Here is a 17,495-nt window from a genome sequence, read left to right as displayed (position 1 = left end):
GCAATCAAGGCAACCCGGTTGCGCGAGTGACTATCACGCCTGCAACTACTTGTATTCCGGTTCGTCCCACCACGGGTAGAAGTCCGGCATGTCGCTGCTCACCCGATCGGGATACTCAGGCGCGCGTTTCTCGAGGAAACTGGCGATGCCTTCCTTCGCATCGTTGCTGCGGCTGAGGCGATAGATCGCGCGGCTGTCCACCCGGTGCGCGTCCATCGGGTGACCACCCGCGCCATTGTGCCACAGCATCGCACGTGTCATCGCGACCGATACGGCAGAGGTGTTGTCCGCGATCTCCCGCGCGATGCCGACGGCTGCGTCCATCAGGTCGCCCTGCGGATGGACCGAGCGCACCAGCCCGCGCTCCAGCGCCTCGCCAGCGTCGATCAGGCGGCCGGTCATGCACCATTCCAGCGCGGTCTGCATGCCGACCAGCCGCGGCAGGAACCAGCTGCTGGCTGCTTCCGGCACGATCCCGCGCCGCGCGAAGACGAAGCCGAAGCGCGCGTTGTCGCTGCACAGGCGAATGTCGAACGGCAGCTGCATCGTCACGCCCACGCCCACCGCAACGCCGTTGCAGGCGCCGATCAGCGGTTTCTTCGACTGGAACAGCCGCAGCGTCAGCCGCCCACCCCCGTCGCGCACGCGCTCGTCGGAGAGGTCCTCCACCGGGTTCGGATCGGAGAACACGTGCCCCCCGCCCTCCGGCGTCAGGTCCGCGCCAGCGCAAAAGGCGCGATCGCCATGCCCCGTCACGATCACCGCCCGCACGCTGTCGTCTGCATCGGTCGTGTCGAGCGCATCGATGAACTCGTCCATCATCGTGCGGGTGAAGGCGTTCATCTTCTCCGGACGGTGGAGCGTGACGGTGGCGATGCCATCGGCGATATCGAGCTTGATCTGCGTGTAGGACATATGTTGGCTTTCTCTCCTCTCAGTACCCCGACATGGACCGCATGTTACACGGTCCATGCAAGAAAAACCTGCCGACGCCGCATGGATTGTCTCTCGCGACACAGATGCGAGCCAGAGGTCGAGCTGCTTCAGGCGTGGGACGGACGATCCTCATCACGGCCTGCATAATCGGCCCTTGCCGAGTAGGAAATCCCGCTCAGGGCGTGGCGCCGCCGTCGGGATTGAGGAAGCCTTCCATTTCCGGCATCGGCCGCGCGGCGGCTTCGGCATCGGTCGTCGCCGTGCCGTTGGCCGCGATATCATCGAGCAGCCACTTCATCTCCGCGATTTCCTTGCGCTGCGCCTTGATGATCGAATTGGCGAGTTCCTGCACCCGCTTGTCCTCGATATGCGCGCGTTCGCTGGTGAGGATGGCGATCGAGTGGTGCGGGATCATCGCCGACATATATTCGCTATCGTCGATCGTCTGCTGGCTGCGGACCAGCCACAACGCCACGGCGAAGGTGAGCACCGACACACCGATGATGATCCAGTTCTTCGCCCTGTTCCTGTACATGCCCCACATGAAAGCGAGCATGACCACGGCCATCACCGCGCCCATCACGAAGGTCATCCAGAACCGCGTCTCGCTCCACATGACTTGGTCGAGCTGGTAGGTGTTGAGATACATCAGGCCGAACATGATGGCGGTGGAGGTCCCCACCATCGCCATGAACCGCTTGTAATTGCCTTCGTGCTTCCCGTTTTCTTTTGCCATTCTCGGCTCCCCCTTAGGTCTGGTTCAGCGTTTGGTTCTTGCGAACAGATCGACCAGTTCGGAGAACTTCTGCCGCTGCTCGTCCTCATCGCCCGAGGCGATCGCTCCGGCGACGCAATGCGCCGCGTGATTGCGCAGGATCTCGTCCTCCGCCCGTGCCAAGGCCGATTTGATCGCTTGGATTTGATGCAGGATGTCGATGCAATAGCGGTCTTCAGCAACCATCTGCTGCACGCCGCGCACTTGCCCCTCGATCCGTTTCAGCCGGTTGCCGATCGCTTGTGTGTCACTCATGACCCTGTTCGCCCTTGAATACCCTAGGGGGGTATCTTAGACGGGGTTTCAGGAGATACAACCCGAGTGACCGAATTGCATACAAACCGCCGCAAATTCATGCTCGGCTCGACCGGCCTTCTGGCAAGCGGCCTTGCCGTGCCCGCATGGGCGAGAGGCGAGAGCCTGTCCCACGCGCGGCAGGGGTTCGGCGAGGTTTCGGGCGAGCGTATCGCGCTGTCGGTAGATCGTCACCATTTCGGCGTCGGCGGGCGCAAGGGCCATGCCATCGCGGTCAATGGGACCGTGCCCGGCCCGCTAGTCCGCCTGCGCGAAGGGCAGAATATCCGCATCGACGTGACCAACAACCTCGCCGAAGACACCTCGATCCACTGGCACGGGCTGCTGCTGCCGTTCCAGTTCGACGGGGTGCCGGGGGTGAGCTTCCCCGGCATCAAGCCCGGCGAGACCTTCACATACGAATTCCCCATCCGGCAGAGCGGCACCTATTGGTGGCACAGCCATTCGGGCCTGCAGGAACAGGAAGGCCACTACGGCCCCCTCGTGATCGAGAGCGCCGAGCCCGATCCGCGCTACGACCGCGATTATGTCGTGCTGCTGAGCGAGTTCAGCCCGCGCCACCCGCATGAGATCGCGCGCATGCTCAAGGTCGGCGAGCACTATTTCAACTACCAGATGCAGACCGCCAGCGAAGGCGACATGCCGCTGGACGAGCGGCTGATGTGGGGCGGGATGCGGATGAACCCGCGCGACATTTCGGACGTGACGGGCGCGACCTACACCTTCCTAGTCAACGGGCACGGGCCGATGGACGGGCTGGAGTATCTGTTCGCGCCGGGCGAGCGGGTGCGGCTGCGGATCATCAACGGCTCCGCCATGACCTTCTTCAACATTCGCATTCCCGGCGTGCCGATGACGGTGATCGCCGCCGACGGCATGGATGTGGCGCCGGTCGAGGTGGACGAATTCCAGATCGGCGTGGCGGAGACTTACGACGTGATCGTCACGCCACCTGCCGGCAGCCACGCGCTTGTCGCCGAAGCGATGGATCGCAGCGGCATGGGGCTGGCGTCGCTCACCTCGCACAAGGGCCACCGCGCCACGCCGCCGCCGCTGCGCGAGCCGGTCACGCTGACCATGGCCGACATGGGCATGGGTTCGACGGATGGCGCACACGGCGGTGCGTTGAACCACGATGCGCCCGGCGGTAGTCATGGCGGGATGGACCACTCGGGAATGGACCATGGCGGCGGCGACGCGAGCCCCGCGATGGATCACGGATCGATGGACCATTCGATGCGCGATACCTCCAATTTGCCGCCCGATGTCAAGGTCGGCCCCGGGAACGACATGGTTGCGCCGATGCCGATGGACCGGATGGACTTCCCCGGCCTCGGCCTCGACAAAGTCGATCACCGTGTGCTGCGCTACACCGATTTGAAGGCCGCGCGGCCGAACCCGCATCGCATGCCGACCCGCCAGCTGACCATCCACCTGACCGGCAATATGGAACGCTACATGTGGAGCTTCGACGGCGAGAAGTTCTCCGCCGTCACCGACGATCCGATCCGCTTCGCCTATGACGAGCGCGTACGTGTGAAGCTGGTCAACGACACGATGATGGCGCACCCGATCCACTTGCACGGCCATTTCTTCGAACTGGTCAATGGCGCGGGGATGATGGACCAGCCGCTGAAGCACACGGTGGTGGTCCAGCCGGGCAGCACCGCCACCTTCGACGTTACCGCGAACGAGCCGGGCGACTGGGCCTTCCACTGCCACCTGCTCTATCACATGCATGCCGGCATGATGCAGACCGTGACCGTGCGCCCCTTCCCTGCACCGGAGGACGAAGCATGAGAGGGCGTCTAGTCCTCGGCGCAGCGCTCATGCTGGCGGCTGCTCCGCTGGCCGCACAGGATCACTCCGGACATGCCATGCCGGATCATTCCGCGCACCAGCAGCAGCCGGAGGAGCAAGCGGCGGCGGAGGACCATTCGAAGCACCAGCAGGCACCCGCTCCCTTCGTTCTGCCCGACATGACCGGCGCGCCCAAAATGGACCATTCGACGATGGACCATTCCGCGCATCAGGTCGGCGATTTGCCCGAGGGACCGCCTCCGCCAGAAGCCTTCGAGGGTCCGCAGCACGCGGCGGATGCGATCTACGGCCCCGCCGTGATGGCCGAAGCCCGCGCGACCAATCACGCGACTCATGGCGATATGAAAACCGGGATGCTGATGGCCGAGCGGCTCGAAGCGCGCATCGGCGAGGGCGAGGACGGCTTTCTGTGGGATCTGCAGGGCTGGTACGGCGGCGACATCGACAAACTCGTGATCAAGTCCGAAGGCGAAGGCGAATTCGGCGGGGCAGTCGAGGATGCCGAACTGCAAGCTCTCTGGGGCCATGCCATCGGTCCGTTCTTCGACCTGCAGGCCGGTGTGCGGCTGGACATCGAACCCGAAACGCGCAGCCATCTCGTGCTCGGCGTCCAGGGCCTCGCGCCATACATGTGGCACGTCGATGCCGCGGCCTTCCTCTCCGACCGCGGCGACCTGACCGCGCGGATCGAGGGCGAATACGACCAGAAGCTCACGCAGCGCCTGATACTCCAGCCGCGCGCCGAACTGGAACTCGCCGCGCAGGACATTCCCGGGCGCGAGATCGGCGCGGGCCTGACCAAATTCGAGACCGGCCTGCGCCTGCGCTACGAAATCGCCCGCGAATTCGCGCCCTACGTCGGCGTGGGGTACGAAACCAAGCTCGGCGAGACGCGCTCAATAGCAAGGGCCGCCGGGGACGATCCCGACGGCCTCAAACTGTTGCTCGGTCTGCGCGCCTGGTTCTGACGCCGCGCGCCTTCTCCTCGGAACGGCCCTGCCTGCCGCCGGTTCGGACCACAACCAAGGAGAAAATCGATGAAAATTCTCGTTGCCGGTTCGACCGGCAATACCGGCACCCGTCTCGTCAAGGAACTGTGCGAACGCGGGCATGACGTCATCGCGCTCGTGCGTGCCTCGTCCGATACGGGCGCACTCCCCGATACCGTGACATTGCGGCAGGGCGATCTTACCGCTCTGGACGACGATGTCGCACAGGGCTGCGAAGTCGTGATCTTCGCCGCCGGTTCGGGCGGCGATACCAGCGCCGAGATGACCGACAAGGTCGACCGCGACGGTGCGATCCGGTTGATCGACATCGCACAAGCCAGCGATGTCCGCCGTTTCGTCATGCTGAGTTCGGTCGGCGCCGACGATCCGGACCCCGATAGCGAACTCGCCCATTACCTCGAGGCCAAGCACGCTGCCGACGAACACCTGAAGCAGAGCAGCCTCGAATACGCTATCCTTCGCCCCGTCTCGCTCACCGACGATGGCCCGACGGGTTCGGTCCGGCTGGGCGACGACGTCGATCCCGAGGGCAAGGCCGCGCGCGGCGACGTGGCGAATTTACTCGCAGACGCAGCCGAGCAGGACGAATGGGCAGGCTCGATCCAGCTGATGGAAACCGCATACTAAAACGAAAAACGCCGCCGGTTCGGGGGTGCGAACCGGCGGCGAATAACTTTACCTGCGAAACGACGCCTAGCGCGGTGCCATGCGGATCGCACCGTCGAGGCGCACGTCCTCGCCGTTGAAATAGCCGGTCTCGATCATGCACATGGCGAGATTGGCATATTCTTCCGCATTGCCGAGGCGCTTGGGGAACGGCACGCTGGCGGCCAGCGCTTCCTTCACCTGCGGCGGCGCGGCGTTCATCAGCGGGGTGTTGAAGATGCCCGGCAGGATGGTGTTTACGCGGATGCCTTCGCGCATCAGGTCGCGCGCGATGGGCAGCGTCATGCCGACCACGCCGCCCTTCGAAGCGGAATAGGCCGCCTGGCCCATCTGCCCGTCTTCGGCAGCGACCGAAGCGGTGTTGACGATCGCGCCGCGATCGCCCTCGTCGCTCAAGGGGTCGAGGCTCATCATGCCGGCTGCCGACTTGGCGATGCAGCGGAAGGTGCCGATGAGGTTCACCTGGATCACGAAGTCGAAAGCGCTGATCGGGAAGTGCTTGATCTCGCCCGACTGCTTGTCGCGGCTGGCGGTCTTGATCGCATTGCCGATGCCGGCGCAATTGACCAGGATCCGCTCCTGGCCGTGCGCCTCGCGGGCCTTGGCGAAACCGGCGTCGACATCCTCGTCGCTGGTGACGTTGACCTTGCAGAATACGCCGCCGATGTCCTTGGCGACTGCCTCGCCCTTCTCTTCGTTCATGTCGAAGATGGCGACCTTGGCGCCCTTGGCCGCAAGCGCGCGCGCCGTGGCCTCACCGAGGCCCGATGCACCGCCGGTGACGACGGCGGGGGTGTTGGCTGATACTTCCATGAAAAATGTCCTCTCGTGAGATTGAAACTGGGAGCGCCTCGACGCTCGAGCGCGGATGCGCTCAAAGCGCCTCGACGATGGTGACGTTGGCGACGCCGCCGCCTTCGCACATCGTCTGGAGGCCGTATTTCTTGCCGCGCGCCTTCAGCGCATGGACCAGGGTCGCCATGAGCTTGGTGCCCGATGCGCCGAGCGGGTGGCCGAGCGCGATCGCGCCGCCGTTGACGTTGAGCTTCTCGGGATCCGCCCCGGTATGCTTGAGCCAGGCGAGCGGCACGGGCGCGAAGGCTTCGTTCACCTCGTAAAGGTCGATATCGCCGATGCTCATGCCTGCACGCTCCAGCGCACGGTCGGTAGCGAAGAGCGGCTCTTCCAGCATGATCACTGGATCGCCCGCCGTCACGGTCAGATTGTGGATGCGCGCCATCGGCGTGAGGCCGTATTCCTTCAGCGCCTTCTCCGACACGACCAGCACCGCGCTCGACCCGTCGCAGATCTGGCTGCTGGTGGCGGCGGTGATCTTGCCTTCGGGGCTCAGCAGCTTGACGCCGGCGATCCCTTCGAGCGTGGCGTCGAAGCGGATGCCTTCGTCGACGGTGTGGCATTCCTCGCCCTCGGGCGTCTCGATCTCCACGCCGACGATCTCGCTTTCGAACGCGCCGGACTTCGTCGCCTCGATTGCCTTTTCATGGCTGTGCAGCGCAAACCGGTCGAGGTCGTCCTTGGAGAAGCCGTGCTTCTGCGCGATCATTTCCGCGCCCATGAACTGGCTCCACTGGATGCCGGGATATTTCTCTTCGAGGCCTGGCGACTTGTAGTTGCCGAGGCCCTCTTTCATGTGGAACATCGCGGTCGAGCCCATCGGCACGCGGCTCATGCTTTCCACGCCGCTGGCGATGACCACGTCCTGCGTGCCGCTCATGACAGCCTGCGCGGCGAACTGGATTGCCTGCTGGCTGGAGCCGCACTGGCGATCGATCGTGACGGCGGGGACGCCCTCGCCCAGGTGCTTCGCGGCAAGTACGGCGTTGCGCCCGACCTGCATCGCCTGTTCGCCGCCCTGGCTGACGCAGCCCATCACCACATCATCGACGGCTTTCGCTTCGAGCCCGCTCCGCTCCATGATCGCATCGAGCGAGGTCGCGGCGAGATCGACCGGGTGAACCCCGGCGAGCCGGCCCCCGCGGCGGCCACCGGCAGTGCGGACGGCTTCTACGATATAGGCTTCGGGCATGGGAGGCTCCTCGTTGACTTGATCGGTTTCGTTTCGCCACTTGCCTATGGGGGCCTTACGTTAAGGTCAAGCAACACCGGACAGCGCCTAAAAAATGTCGCGTGCATACGTAGGCAAATCGTATCGCTAGGCAGCATCCAGCATGTGTGGGATTCGCGCAACACACGTTCAGACATTACGGAAAACTGCCAGATTTGCTTTGCAATGTAACTATCCCGCGATGCAAACACCACATTCCGCCGATGGGCCTGTCGTTCGGAAAACCGGTGCAGGCAGTCCATCCATGGGGGTTCTTACACGCGCATCGACTGATCGATGCGAGTAACGGAAGAAGGACACAATCGAGTGAAACTCCAGACATATTTCAAAGCCAGCGCGGCTCCCGCCGCTCTCGGCCTTGCGCTTATCGCGCAGCCGGCGATGGCCCAGGTTTCGGAAGAAACGCCTGAAGCAGAGGCAGCAACGGCTCCGGCAGGACAGGCGATCGTCGTCACCGGCTCGCGCATTGCAGACCCCAACATCGAGAGCGCGAGCCCGGTTGCGGTCGTGACCGCCGAAGAACTGACGCTGCAGCAGGCCAACACGGTCGAAGAATCGCTGCGTCAGATCCCGGGTATCGTCCCTAGTGTCGGCTCCAACGTCAACAACGGCAACGGCGGCTCGACCTACATCAACCTTCGTGGCCTCGGCGCCAACCGCAACCTCGTGCTGTTGAACGGCACACGCGTCGTTCCGCAGGGCCTCAACGGTCTTACCAACATCGACGTGATCCCGGTTGCCCTGCTCGAGCGGATGGACGTGCTGACCGGTGGTGCCGGCGCAGCCTACGGTGCCGACGCCATCTCCGGCGTCGTCAACTTCATCACCAAGCAGGACTTCTCGGGCGCAGAGCTCGCCGCGACCAACGCGATCACCGAAGAAGGTGACGGTTACACGTTCCGTGCAGACCTCACGGTCGGCGGCAACTTCGCCGACGGCCGCGGCAACGCAGTGTTCTCGGTCGGCTATACCGATCGTGAAGCCGTCTTCCAGGGCGACCGCGAATACGGCCGCGAAAACATCTCGTCGTTCAGCGGGCTTCCCGGCGGTTCGTCGACCGCAGTCCCGTCGGTCATCACCGTTCCGGGCACCACCAGCGGAACGCTGCAGGTCGACGGCGATTCGCTGCGTCCGTTCTACGCACCGTTCAACTTCAACCCGTTCAACGTCTACCAGACGCCGCTGGAACAGTACCGCATGTTCGGTTCCGGCCGCTTCGAAATCACCGACGCGATCGAAGTCTTCGCCGAAGGTATGTTCGTCCAGAACACGACCTCGACGATCATCGCTCCGTCGGGTACCTTCCGCAACGTTCTCGAAACTCCCCTCTCCAACCCGTTCCTGACGGCCGGCATCCGCAACCAGATTTGCGGACTCGACACCGATGGGGACACGGATGGCGTGCAGGCCCTCTTCGGCCAGGCGGAATGTGATGCCGCTGCACTGGCGACCGATCCGAACGATCCCAACTATCGTACGGTCGGCATCGACTATGGTCGTCGCTTCGTGGAATTCGGGCCGCGTCTCAACGAATACCGGACCCGCCTTTTCCAGGTCAAGGCCGGTGCGCGTGGCGCCCTGACCGACAATCTGGACTGGGAAATCTTCGGTGCATACGGCGAGAGCGAAAACGTCTCGCGCCAGTCGGGCAACGGTACGTTCACCCGGCTCCAGCAGTCCGTGCTCTCGACGAACCCGGACACCTGCCTCGATACCTCGAACGACTGTGTGCCGATCGACCTTTTCGGCCCGCTCGGCAGTCTGACTCCTGAAGTTCAGGACTTCCTCGATGTCGGCAACTCCGGCACGGAAGGCGCCGAACTCAGCCAGATCCAGGCGTTCATCTCGGGCGATCTCGGCTTCGGTATCGCTGCTGATCCGATCAGCATCGCGGCCGGTGTCGAATATCGCGACTACTACGCCTTCAGCCGTTCGGACCTGCTTTCGCAGACCCCCGGCGAAGTGCTCGGTAACGGTGCTGCATCGCCCGACGCCGACGGTAGCTACGACGTGAAGGAAGCCTTCGGCGAACTCATCGTTCCGCTGGTGGTGGATTCTCCGATCGGCGAGGAACTGACGCTCGAACTGGCGGGCCGTGTGTCCGACTATTCGACGACCGGTACCGAATACACCTGGAAGATCGGCGGTACCTACACCCCGGTGTACGGTGTCCAGTATCGTGGTGGTTTCCAGAAGGTGACGCGCGCTCCGAACATCGCCGAACTGTTCGCAGTTCCGACGACGGGCCTCGACAACTTCAGCAACGATCCGTGCGCGGGCGCTGCCCCGACCAACAACGCGAACCTGCGTGCCGTCTGTATTGCACAGGGCGCCCCGGCCTCTTCGATCGGCAATATCATCGTCGATCCGGCCGGCCAGGTTAACGTTACTTCGGGCGGCAACCCCAACCTCGACGCCGAAAACGCGGAAACGTGGACTGTCGGTGCCGTGATCCAGCCGGGCTTCCTGCGTAACTTCACGCTGACGTTCGACTACTACAACATCACGCTTACCGACGCGATTACCACTCCGACGATCGATGACGTGTTCAGTGCCTGCTTCGATGGCACGCCTTCGGCCACCAATCCGGCATGTACCGCAATCCGTCGTAACCCGGCGACCGGTAACCTGTTCGGTAGCGTTGCGACCACTCCGGGTCTGCCGCTGGTCCTGACCAACCAGGGCCGCGTGTTCACGGACGGCATCGACCTGACCATGAACTTCAACACGGACCTGGGCTTCGGAGGACTCGACCTGAGCTTCTTCGGCAACTGGACCAACCGTTCGACGTTCAAGGCGAACCAGAACGATCCGGCCAGCCTCAATCGCGATTGCGTCGGCTTCTACAGCATCAACTGCCCTTCGATTCAGCCGGAGTTCTCCTTCACGCAGCGTACCACGCTGAGTGTCGGCGATGCAGACCTCTCGCTGCGGTGGCGCTTCATCGATGCCGTCGAAGTGGAGCCGGAATTCGCCGGTGACTTCCTCGAGGAATTCACCACGATCGGTGCCGAACACTACTTCGACCTGACCGCGAACTTCAACGTTACGGACAACTTCGGCTTCACCGCCGCAGTGATCAACCTGTTCGACAACGAACCGAAGGTCGTCGGCAGCAACATCGGTTCGACCGCGTACAACAGCGGTAACGTGTATCCTTCGACGTACGACCCGCTTGGCCGTCGTTACTCGGTGACTGCACGTATGACCTTCTGATCTTCCGAAGGTAATCGACTAGAGAAAGGGGCGGCTGTTGCCGCCCCTTTTTTTATAAGCTATCACTCCTACGGATTATTCATCCCGCACACAGCACTGCGATTTGATCGCTGAAGGATTTCATCATGAAAACAGCCACCGCCATCATCGCCCTGAGCCTGTGCGCTCTCACGACGCCCGTGCACAGCATGCAGTCGAATTCGAAACAGACTACATCCGCTGAAACTCGCACGACCGAGAGTGATAAGCCTGACGCAGGCGATGATGCGAAAATCTGCAAATCCTTCAAGGTAACCGGCTCGCGGGCGAAGAAGGAGCGGCTGTGCAAGACACGTGACGAATGGATCGCCTTTTACAGCGAGACTCGCGACGAGGCGGGACGGCTCGCCAATCGCGAAGGCGTTTGCAGCGACGCGAGCATCTGCGGCGGCAACTAATCCATCAGCCGGCCATCCAGCCAGATCGGCCTTCCTGCCTTCATGAAATCGAGCCAAACCTTCAATTCGAGGGGGTTCGACAGGGCGCGCCGGATGTCGGCCATGCGTTTCTGCTCCGCAAGGTCGGATGATCTTGCAAAACTGTTGCAAATTGGTGACCCTTCGGTCGTGAACTGCCCTCCCCCAAGGGTTTTCGCCTAGGCATTGCTTGCGTCCGCCCCAAACGCTTGCTTTTATCGCAGCATCAGCCGGACAACCCCGGCTTGAGTAGGGGACTGACAATCATGAAGAAGACCTTTTCCACCATGGGTGGACGGGCCGCGCTGTTTACCGGTGCCGGTCTCGCCGCCCTTGCGCTGGCCAATCCGGCCTATGCGCAGGACGTCGACACGTCCGAGCAGGACGCGTCCGACACGGCCGACGAAGGCCCGGATGCTGTCGTCGATCCGGCTCCGGCAAACGCCATCATCGTTTCGGGTTCGCGTATTGCGCGTCCGAACCTCGAATCGCCGGTTCCGGTCACCAGCGTTACCGCCGAAGACCTGACCAACCAGGGCGACATCTCGCTCGGCGACGCGCTGAACGATCTTCCGTCGCTGCGCACCACCTTCAGCCAGGGCAACTCCACCCGCTTCATCGGTACGGCCGGCCTCAACCTGCTCGACCTTCGTGGCCTCGGCACCAGTCGTACGCTGGTCCTCGTCAACGGCAAGCGCCACATCACGGCTCTGCCGGGCGACTTCATCGTCGACGTCAACACGATCCCGGTCGACCTGCTCGAGCGTGTCGATGTGGTGACCGGTGGTAACTCCGCCGTTTACGGTTCGGACGCTGTTGCCGGCGTGGTGAACTTCATCCTCAAGCGCGACTTCGAAGGTTTCGCCGTTCGCGGCCAGGCCGGCATCTCGGAAGAAGGCGACCGTGCGACCCGCTTTATCTCCGCAACCTACGGCAAGAACTTCGCCGACGGTCGCGGCAACATCGCGGTTTCCGGCGAATACGCCAAGTCGGACCCGCTGTACTTCCGTCAGCGCGACGATCTGACCGGCGCCTATAGCGGCCGTTGCCAATATAACGTCGTCAGCGACGACCAGAGTGACGAAGGTCCCTTCGGTAGCGACGGCATCACCGACCTCGAACCCATCTGCGGCGTTCGCAACGGTTCGATCTCCGACGGTGGTACGCTTGGCGGCCTCGGCGGCGGCGTGTTCCTGCGCTTCGCCCCCAATGGCAACCTGATCATCGACGAACCCGATGAAAACCTGCCCTTCTCGGGCAACGACATCGGCGGTGGCGGTTCCACGCTTCGCAACACCGGTCAGCTTGCTGCGGGTCTCGAGCGCTACACGGCGAACATTCTTGCCCGTTTCGACGTTACCGACGCTTTCCGTCCGTTCGTCGAAGCGAAGTATGTTCGTCTCGAAGCAATCCAGGAAGGCCAGCCGAGCTTCTTCGTCGGCGGCCCGACCTTCGTTGGCGGCAACCCGCTGTTCTGCGACAACGCCTTCCTGAACGATCAGGCGCTCGGCACGCTGCAGAGCTTCGGCCTCTGCTCGGCCGGACGGACCAACACGGAAACCGTTCCGCTCTCGCGCTTCAACATCGACTTCGGTGGACGCGGCGAACTGCAGACGCGCGAGACCTATCGCATCGTCGGCGGTATCGAAGGCACGTTCAACGATGACTGGAACTACGAGCTTTCGGCCAACTACGGTCGTCTCGAAACCGACCTTCGTTCGCTGAACAACCTCGTCCTGTTCGATCTCGACGGTAACCCGGCAGGCTTCAACCTGGCTGCCGATGCCGTCCTGAACGGTGCCGGTAACCCGGTCTGCCGCATCAATGCGGACTCCGATCCGAGCAACGACGACCCGAACTGTGTGCCGATCAACCTGTTCGGCTTCGGTGCTCCGAGCCAGGCAGCTCTGGACTATGTCAACACGACCGGTCGCCGCGAAGGCAATGCCGAACAGTTCGTGGTTCTGGCTTCGCTGGCTGGTGACCTGTCGGGTCTGTTCGAACTTCCGGGTGGCCCGATCGCTTTCGCAATCGGCGGTGAATACCGTGAAGAGCGTGCTTTCGAAGCGTTCGACGAACTGACCGCCAGCGGCGGCACGTTCCTGAACGCCATCCAGCCGTTCGATCCGCCGGCCCTGAAGGTCAAGGAAGCTTTCGGCGAACTTCGCGTTCCGCTGCTGGCCGACCTGCCCTTCGCCGAAGAGCTGACCCTCAACGGTGCAGCACGTGTTTCGGACTACAACACCGCAACCGGCACGACCTTCTCGTGGAACGTGAACGGCATCTACGCACCGATCCCGGACATCCGCTTCCGTGCAGGTTACGCCGTTTCGGTTCGTGCGCCGACGCTGAGCGATCTCTACTCGCCGCAGTCGCAGAACTTCGCCTTCCTGGCGGACCCCTGTGACCGCGATACGGGTGCGATCAACAACAACCCGAACCGTGCAGCAAACTGTGCCGCGGATGGTGTTCCGACTACGGTCAATGCTGCCATTGCAGCGGCCTGTGCCGGTAGCTCGTTCCCGGTTGCGGTCGGCGATCGGTTCACCAACTGCCTTGCGCGTACGGCGTCGACCGGCTTCACCTCCGGCGGTAACCCGAACCTGACCGAAGAAAAGGGCAAGTCCCTTACCCTCGGCGTGGTTCTCGAGCCGCGGTTCCTGCCCGGCTTCAGCGTAACGGTCGATTACTACAACATCGAGATTGAAGATCAGATCGCCGTCCTCGGCGCTCAGACGATCCTCAACAACTGTTACGATTCGCCAACCGGTATCGATAACCCCTTCTGTACGACGGTCAGCCGCGATGCGACCACCGGCCTCTTCATCGAGCCGGCCGTGCTTTCGGGTGGTATCAACTTCGCTTCGCGCGAAACCGAAGGCATCGACATCGACGTGCGGTACAACCGGACCTTCGACAATGGTAACCGTTTGAGCGTGCGCGCAATCGCAACGCACCTGCTCAAGCTGAACTTCTTCGAAGATCCGACCTCGCCGATCAATCCGAACCGTATCAAGAGCGAACTGGGCGATCCCGACTGGGCCGCCTCGCTCAATACGACTTACGATTTCGGCGATGTCGCCCTGACCTGGTCGGCGCGTTACATCGGTCCGATGTACAAGAGCGCTTACGAGAACCAGAACCCGTACCAGGGCCTGTGCCCGACGTCGGGTGTGGTCGGTTCTTCGGGTGGTACCTGTACCCCGGGCGAACTCGTCACCCTCGATCCGGCCAATGCGGACCAGTATGCAGATCCGACCTTCTCGGATAAGATCTACAACAACTTCCGCATCACCTGGGATGTGCAGGAAGAGTTCAGCTTCTACCTCGGCGTGGACAACGCGTTCGACGTGAAGCCGCCCTTCGGCCAGCTCGGCATCGCCGGCGGCGAACCGTACGACAACTTCGGTCGTTACTGGTACGCCGGTTTCAACATCGAACTGTAAGTTCGAACGAAGGGCGACCTTCGGACCAAAAGAAAGGGCCCCGGGAAACCGGGGCCCTTTTTCGTTTGGCGGCTGCTGCCAGGGAACGCCCCCGGCGAGCAGACGACTGCCTCAGCTCACCTGCATCTGCAGCGCGCCGTCGCCTTCTTCGACCGCCACGGTGGCACCGTCCGGCACCTCGCCTTGCAAGATCATCTCCGCCAGCGGATCCTGCAGGTAACGCTGCACAGCGCGCTTCAGCGGACGAGCGCCATAGACCGGATCGTAACCCACCCGACCGAGCCACTTCTTCGCGCCGTCGGTCAGGTCGATCGTGATCTTGCGATCCTTCAGGAGTTTTTGCACGCGCGCGACCTGGATCTCGACGATCGGAGCCATGTGCTCCTGCGCCAGGCGGTGGAACAGGATGATCTCGTCCAGCCGGTTGAGGAATTCGGGACGGAAATGCCCGCGCACCACGTCCATCACCTGCGGCTCGACATCCTCGACCTTCTGCTCGTCGGTCATCTGCGCGAGATACTGGCTGCCGAGGTTCGAGGTCAGGATGATCAGCGTGTTGGTGAAATCCACCACGCGGCCCTGCCCGTCGGTCAGGCGACCGTCGTCGAGCACCTGCAACAGCACGTTGAACACGTCGCTATGCGCCTTCTCGACCTCGTCGAACAGCACGACCTGATAGGGCCTGCGCCGCACGGCCTCGGTCAGCACGCCGCCTTCCTCGTAACCGACATAACCCGGAGGCGCGCCGATCAGGCGGGCGACCGCGTGCTTCTCCATGAACTCGCTCATGTCGATGCGGACCATCGCCTGGTCGTCGTCGAACAGGAAGCCGGCGAGCGCCTTGGTCAGCTCGGTCTTGCCCACGCCCGTGGGGCCGAGGAAAAGGAAGCTGCCGAGCGGCCGGTTCGGGTCTTGTAGGCCGGCGCGCGCACGGCGCACGGCCTTGGATACGGCATCGATCGCCTGGCTCTGCCCGATGACGCGCTTGGCAAGGATGTTCTCCATGTCGAGCAGCTTCTCGCGCTCGCCAGCCATCATCCGGTCGACCGGGATGCCGGTCCAGCGACTGACGACACCTGCGATGTCGTCTTCGGTGACCTCTTCCTTGAGCAGCGCGTTCTCGGTCTGGCCGCTGGCTTCCGCGAGCTGCTTCTCGAGCTGCGGGATCTTGCCGTATTGCAACTCGCCCGCCTTGGCGAGATCGCCGGTGCGCTGCGCCTGCTCCAGTTCGAGCCGCGCCTGGTCGAGCTCTTCCTTGACCCGCGCCTCGGCATGGATCTTGTCGCGCTCGTTCTGCCAGCGCGTTGTCAGCTCGGAGGACTGCTGCTCGAGTTCGGACAGCTCCTTGCGCAGAGCTTCGAGGCGATCCTTCGAGGCGGAATCGCTCTCCTTTTGCAGCGCCTGTTCTTCGATCCGCAGCTGGATGATGCGGCGGTCGAGCCCCTCGATCTCCTCGGGCTTGCTCTCCACCTCCATGCGGATGCGCGACGCTGCCTCGTCCATCAGGTCGATCGCCTTGTCGGGCAGGAAACGGTTCTGGATGTAGCGATTGCTGAGCTGCGCCGAGGCGACGATCGCCCCGTCGGTGATGCGTACGCCGTGGTGCAGCTCGTACTTGTCCTTGATGCCGCGCAGGATCGAAATCGTATCCTCGACGCTCGGCTCGTCGATATAGACGGGCTGGAAACGCCGCTGGAGCGCAGGGTCTTTCTCGACATACTTCTGGTATTCGTCGAGCGTCGTCGCGCCGATGCAGTGCAGTTCGCCGCGCGACAGGGCAGGTTTCAGCAAGTTACCCGCATCCATGCTGCCTTCGCTCGCGCCCGCGCCGATCAGCGTGTGCATCTCGTCGATGAATAGGATGATCTGGCCATCCGCACCCTTCACCTCGTCGAGCACGGCCTTCAGCCGCTCTTCGAACTCGCCGCGATATTTCGCACCTGCGATCAGCGCGCCCATGTCGAGCGCCATCAGCGTGCGGCCCTTGAGACTGTCGGGCACGTCGCCATTGGCGATGCGCAGCGCGAGCCCTTCTGCGATTGCGGTCTTGCCGGTGCCGGGTTCGCCGATCAGGGCCGGATTGTTCTTGGTTCGACGGGCGAGAATCTGAACCGTGCGACGGATTTCCTCGTCGCGCCCGATGACCGGGTCCAGCTTGCCATCCCGCGCCGCCTGCGTGAGGTCGCGGGCGTATTTTTTCATCGCGTCGTAGCTTTCCTCGGCGCTGGCGCTGTCGGCGCTGCGGCCGCCAGTTGCTTCCTGGATCGCCTCTTCGAGCGACTTAGCATCGACGCCGGCGGACTTGACCGCCTTGCCCGCGTCGTTGTCCGACAGGGCAAGCGCCTGCAGCAACCGCTGCACGGGGACGAAGCTGTCGCCCGCTTTCTCCGCCAGCTGTTCGGCCTGGTCGAGCGCGCGCACGGCATCGTTGTCGAGGCCCGGCGTCGACTGCGCCCCGCCCCCGGATACTGCCGGAATCTTGCCCAGCGCCGTGTCGACTTCGGTAATCGCCACGCCCGGGTTGCCGCCCGCGCGCTGGATCAGCTGCGCCGCCATGCCCTGGTTGTCTTCGAGCAGCGCCTTGAGGATATGCAGCGGCGTGATCCGCTGATGGTTCATGCGGATCGCGACGGTCTGCGCGCTCTGCAGGAAGCCTTTGGCGCGGTCGGTGAATTTTTCGAGATTCATCTGGAAACCCCTGTGTTTGAATATCCGCTCGAATATGGTGTTGCGATTATGCAACACAAGCCCTCACCAATAAAATCTGCG

At 63.1% G+C, this 17,495-nt stretch carries 12 protein-coding genes; 6 read left to right on the top strand and 6 right to left on the bottom strand.

Annotated features, from left to right (window positions below; all coding sequences use genetic code 11):
- Window positions 1–45 precede the first annotated feature (45 nt).
- The 3 genes from Q9K02_RS05080 to Q9K02_RS05070 all read right to left on the bottom strand — a co-directional run bounded on the left by Q9K02_RS05080 (window position 46) and on the right by Q9K02_RS05070 (window position 1,966).
- Window positions 46–915: a crotonase/enoyl-CoA hydratase family protein gene (locus tag Q9K02_RS05080; RefSeq protein WP_305931912.1), complete on the bottom strand. Its 870-nt coding sequence runs from the start codon at window positions 913–915 to the stop codon at window positions 46–48.
- A gap of 196 nt (window positions 916–1,111) precedes the next feature.
- Window positions 1,112–1,672 (bottom strand): DUF305 domain-containing protein, encoded by a 561-nt coding sequence (locus tag Q9K02_RS05075; protein WP_305931911.1) that lies wholly within the window; start codon window positions 1,670–1,672, stop codon window positions 1,112–1,114.
- Between the two features lie 24 nt (window positions 1,673–1,696).
- On the bottom strand, window positions 1,697–1,966 hold the full coding sequence (locus Q9K02_RS05070; RefSeq protein WP_305931910.1) for a metal-sensitive transcriptional regulator: 270 nt from the start codon (window positions 1,964–1,966) through the stop codon (window positions 1,697–1,699).
- A 66-nt stretch (window positions 1,967–2,032) separates the two neighbouring features.
- Between Q9K02_RS05070 and Q9K02_RS05065 the strand changes: the two genes are divergently transcribed.
- The 3 genes from Q9K02_RS05065 (at window position 2,033) to Q9K02_RS05055 (ending at window position 5,484) form a co-directional block, all read left to right on the top strand.
- Complete coding sequence (locus Q9K02_RS05065; RefSeq protein WP_422785409.1) at window positions 2,033–3,826, top strand: copper resistance system multicopper oxidase; 1,794 nt, start codon at window positions 2,033–2,035, stop codon at window positions 3,824–3,826.
- Entirely contained in the window at window positions 3,823–4,815 is a 993-nt protein-coding gene (locus Q9K02_RS05060; RefSeq protein WP_305931909.1) for a copper resistance protein B, read from the top strand. Before Q9K02_RS05065 ends, Q9K02_RS05060 begins: the two co-directional genes overlap by 4 nt.
- Before the next feature lie 69 nt (window positions 4,816–4,884).
- On the top strand, window positions 4,885–5,484 hold the full coding sequence (locus Q9K02_RS05055; RefSeq protein WP_305931908.1) for an SDR family oxidoreductase: 600 nt from the start codon (window positions 4,885–4,887) through the stop codon (window positions 5,482–5,484).
- 66 nt (window positions 5,485–5,550) lie between these two features.
- Here Q9K02_RS05055 and Q9K02_RS05050 read toward each other — a convergent pair whose 3' ends face one another.
- Together Q9K02_RS05050 and Q9K02_RS05045 are read right to left on the bottom strand one after the other, a co-directional pair.
- Window positions 5,551–6,336, bottom strand: coding sequence for an SDR family NAD(P)-dependent oxidoreductase (locus Q9K02_RS05050; RefSeq protein WP_305931907.1), 786 nt, complete (start codon window positions 6,334–6,336; stop codon window positions 5,551–5,553).
- Between the two features lie 61 nt (window positions 6,337–6,397).
- A complete protein-coding gene (locus Q9K02_RS05045; protein ID WP_305931906.1) occupies window positions 6,398–7,570 on the bottom strand; it encodes an acetyl-CoA C-acetyltransferase in 1,173 nt (390 codons plus the stop codon).
- Window positions 7,571–7,915: 345 nt separating this feature from the next.
- Here Q9K02_RS05045 and Q9K02_RS05040 point away from each other — a divergent pair, with 345 nt between their 5' ends.
- From Q9K02_RS05040 to Q9K02_RS05030, 3 genes are all read left to right on the top strand, one after another.
- A complete protein-coding gene (locus Q9K02_RS05040) occupies window positions 7,916–10,825 on the top strand; it encodes a TonB-dependent receptor domain-containing protein (RefSeq protein WP_340309972.1) in 2,910 nt (969 codons plus the stop codon).
- Between the two features lie 125 nt (window positions 10,826–10,950).
- A complete protein-coding gene (locus tag Q9K02_RS05035; RefSeq protein ID WP_305931905.1) occupies window positions 10,951–11,262 on the top strand; it encodes a hypothetical protein in 312 nt (103 codons plus the stop codon).
- Window positions 11,263–11,546: 284 nt separating this feature from the next.
- Entirely contained in the window at window positions 11,547–14,726 is a 3,180-nt protein-coding gene (locus Q9K02_RS05030) for a TonB-dependent receptor domain-containing protein (RefSeq protein WP_305931904.1), read from the top strand.
- A 111-nt stretch (window positions 14,727–14,837) separates the two neighbouring features.
- On the opposite strand, the gene clpB is transcribed toward Q9K02_RS05030, so the two are convergent.
- Window positions 14,838–17,414, bottom strand: coding sequence for an ATP-dependent chaperone ClpB (clpB, locus tag Q9K02_RS05025; protein WP_305931903.1), 2,577 nt, complete (start codon window positions 17,412–17,414; stop codon window positions 14,838–14,840).
- Window positions 17,415–17,495: the final 81 nt, after the last annotated feature.

This window comes from Qipengyuania profundimaris (assembly GCF_030717945.1).
Taxonomy (GTDB): Bacteria; Pseudomonadota; Alphaproteobacteria; order Sphingomonadales; family Sphingomonadaceae; genus Qipengyuania; species Qipengyuania profundimaris.
Note: the sequence above shows the minus strand (reverse complement) of the source record. Positions and strands in the feature narration are given on the sequence as shown.

What these genes read in the sequence shown, in the direction of transcription:
- Q9K02_RS05080 (WP_305931912.1), bottom strand. Translation starts at nt 915, where the DNA reads ATGTCCTACACGCAGATCAAGCTCGATATCGCCGATGGCATCGCCACC.
- Q9K02_RS05075 (WP_305931911.1), bottom strand. Translation starts at nt 1,672, where the DNA reads ATGGCAAAAGAAAACGGGAAGCACGAAGGCAATTACAAGCGGTTCATG.
- Q9K02_RS05070 (WP_305931910.1), bottom strand. Translation starts at nt 1,966, where the DNA reads ATGAGTGACACACAAGCGATCGGCAACCGGCTGAAACGGATCGAGGGG.
- Q9K02_RS05060 (WP_305931909.1), top strand. Translation starts at nt 3,823, where the DNA reads ATGAGAGGGCGTCTAGTCCTCGGCGCAGCGCTCATGCTGGCGGCTGCT.
- Q9K02_RS05055 (WP_305931908.1), top strand. Translation starts at nt 4,885, where the DNA reads ATGAAAATTCTCGTTGCCGGTTCGACCGGCAATACCGGCACCCGTCTC.
- Q9K02_RS05050 (WP_305931907.1), bottom strand. Translation starts at nt 6,336, where the DNA reads ATGGAAGTATCAGCCAACACCCCCGCCGTCGTCACCGGCGGTGCATCG.
- Q9K02_RS05045 (WP_305931906.1), bottom strand. Translation starts at nt 7,570, where the DNA reads ATGCCCGAAGCCTATATCGTAGAAGCCGTCCGCACTGCCGGTGGCCGC.
- Q9K02_RS05035 (WP_305931905.1), top strand. Translation starts at nt 10,951, where the DNA reads ATGAAAACAGCCACCGCCATCATCGCCCTGAGCCTGTGCGCTCTCACG.
- Q9K02_RS05030 (WP_305931904.1), top strand. Translation starts at nt 11,547, where the DNA reads ATGAAGAAGACCTTTTCCACCATGGGTGGACGGGCCGCGCTGTTTACC.
- clpB (WP_305931903.1), bottom strand. Translation starts at nt 17,414, where the DNA reads ATGAATCTCGAAAAATTCACCGACCGCGCCAAAGGCTTCCTGCAGAGC.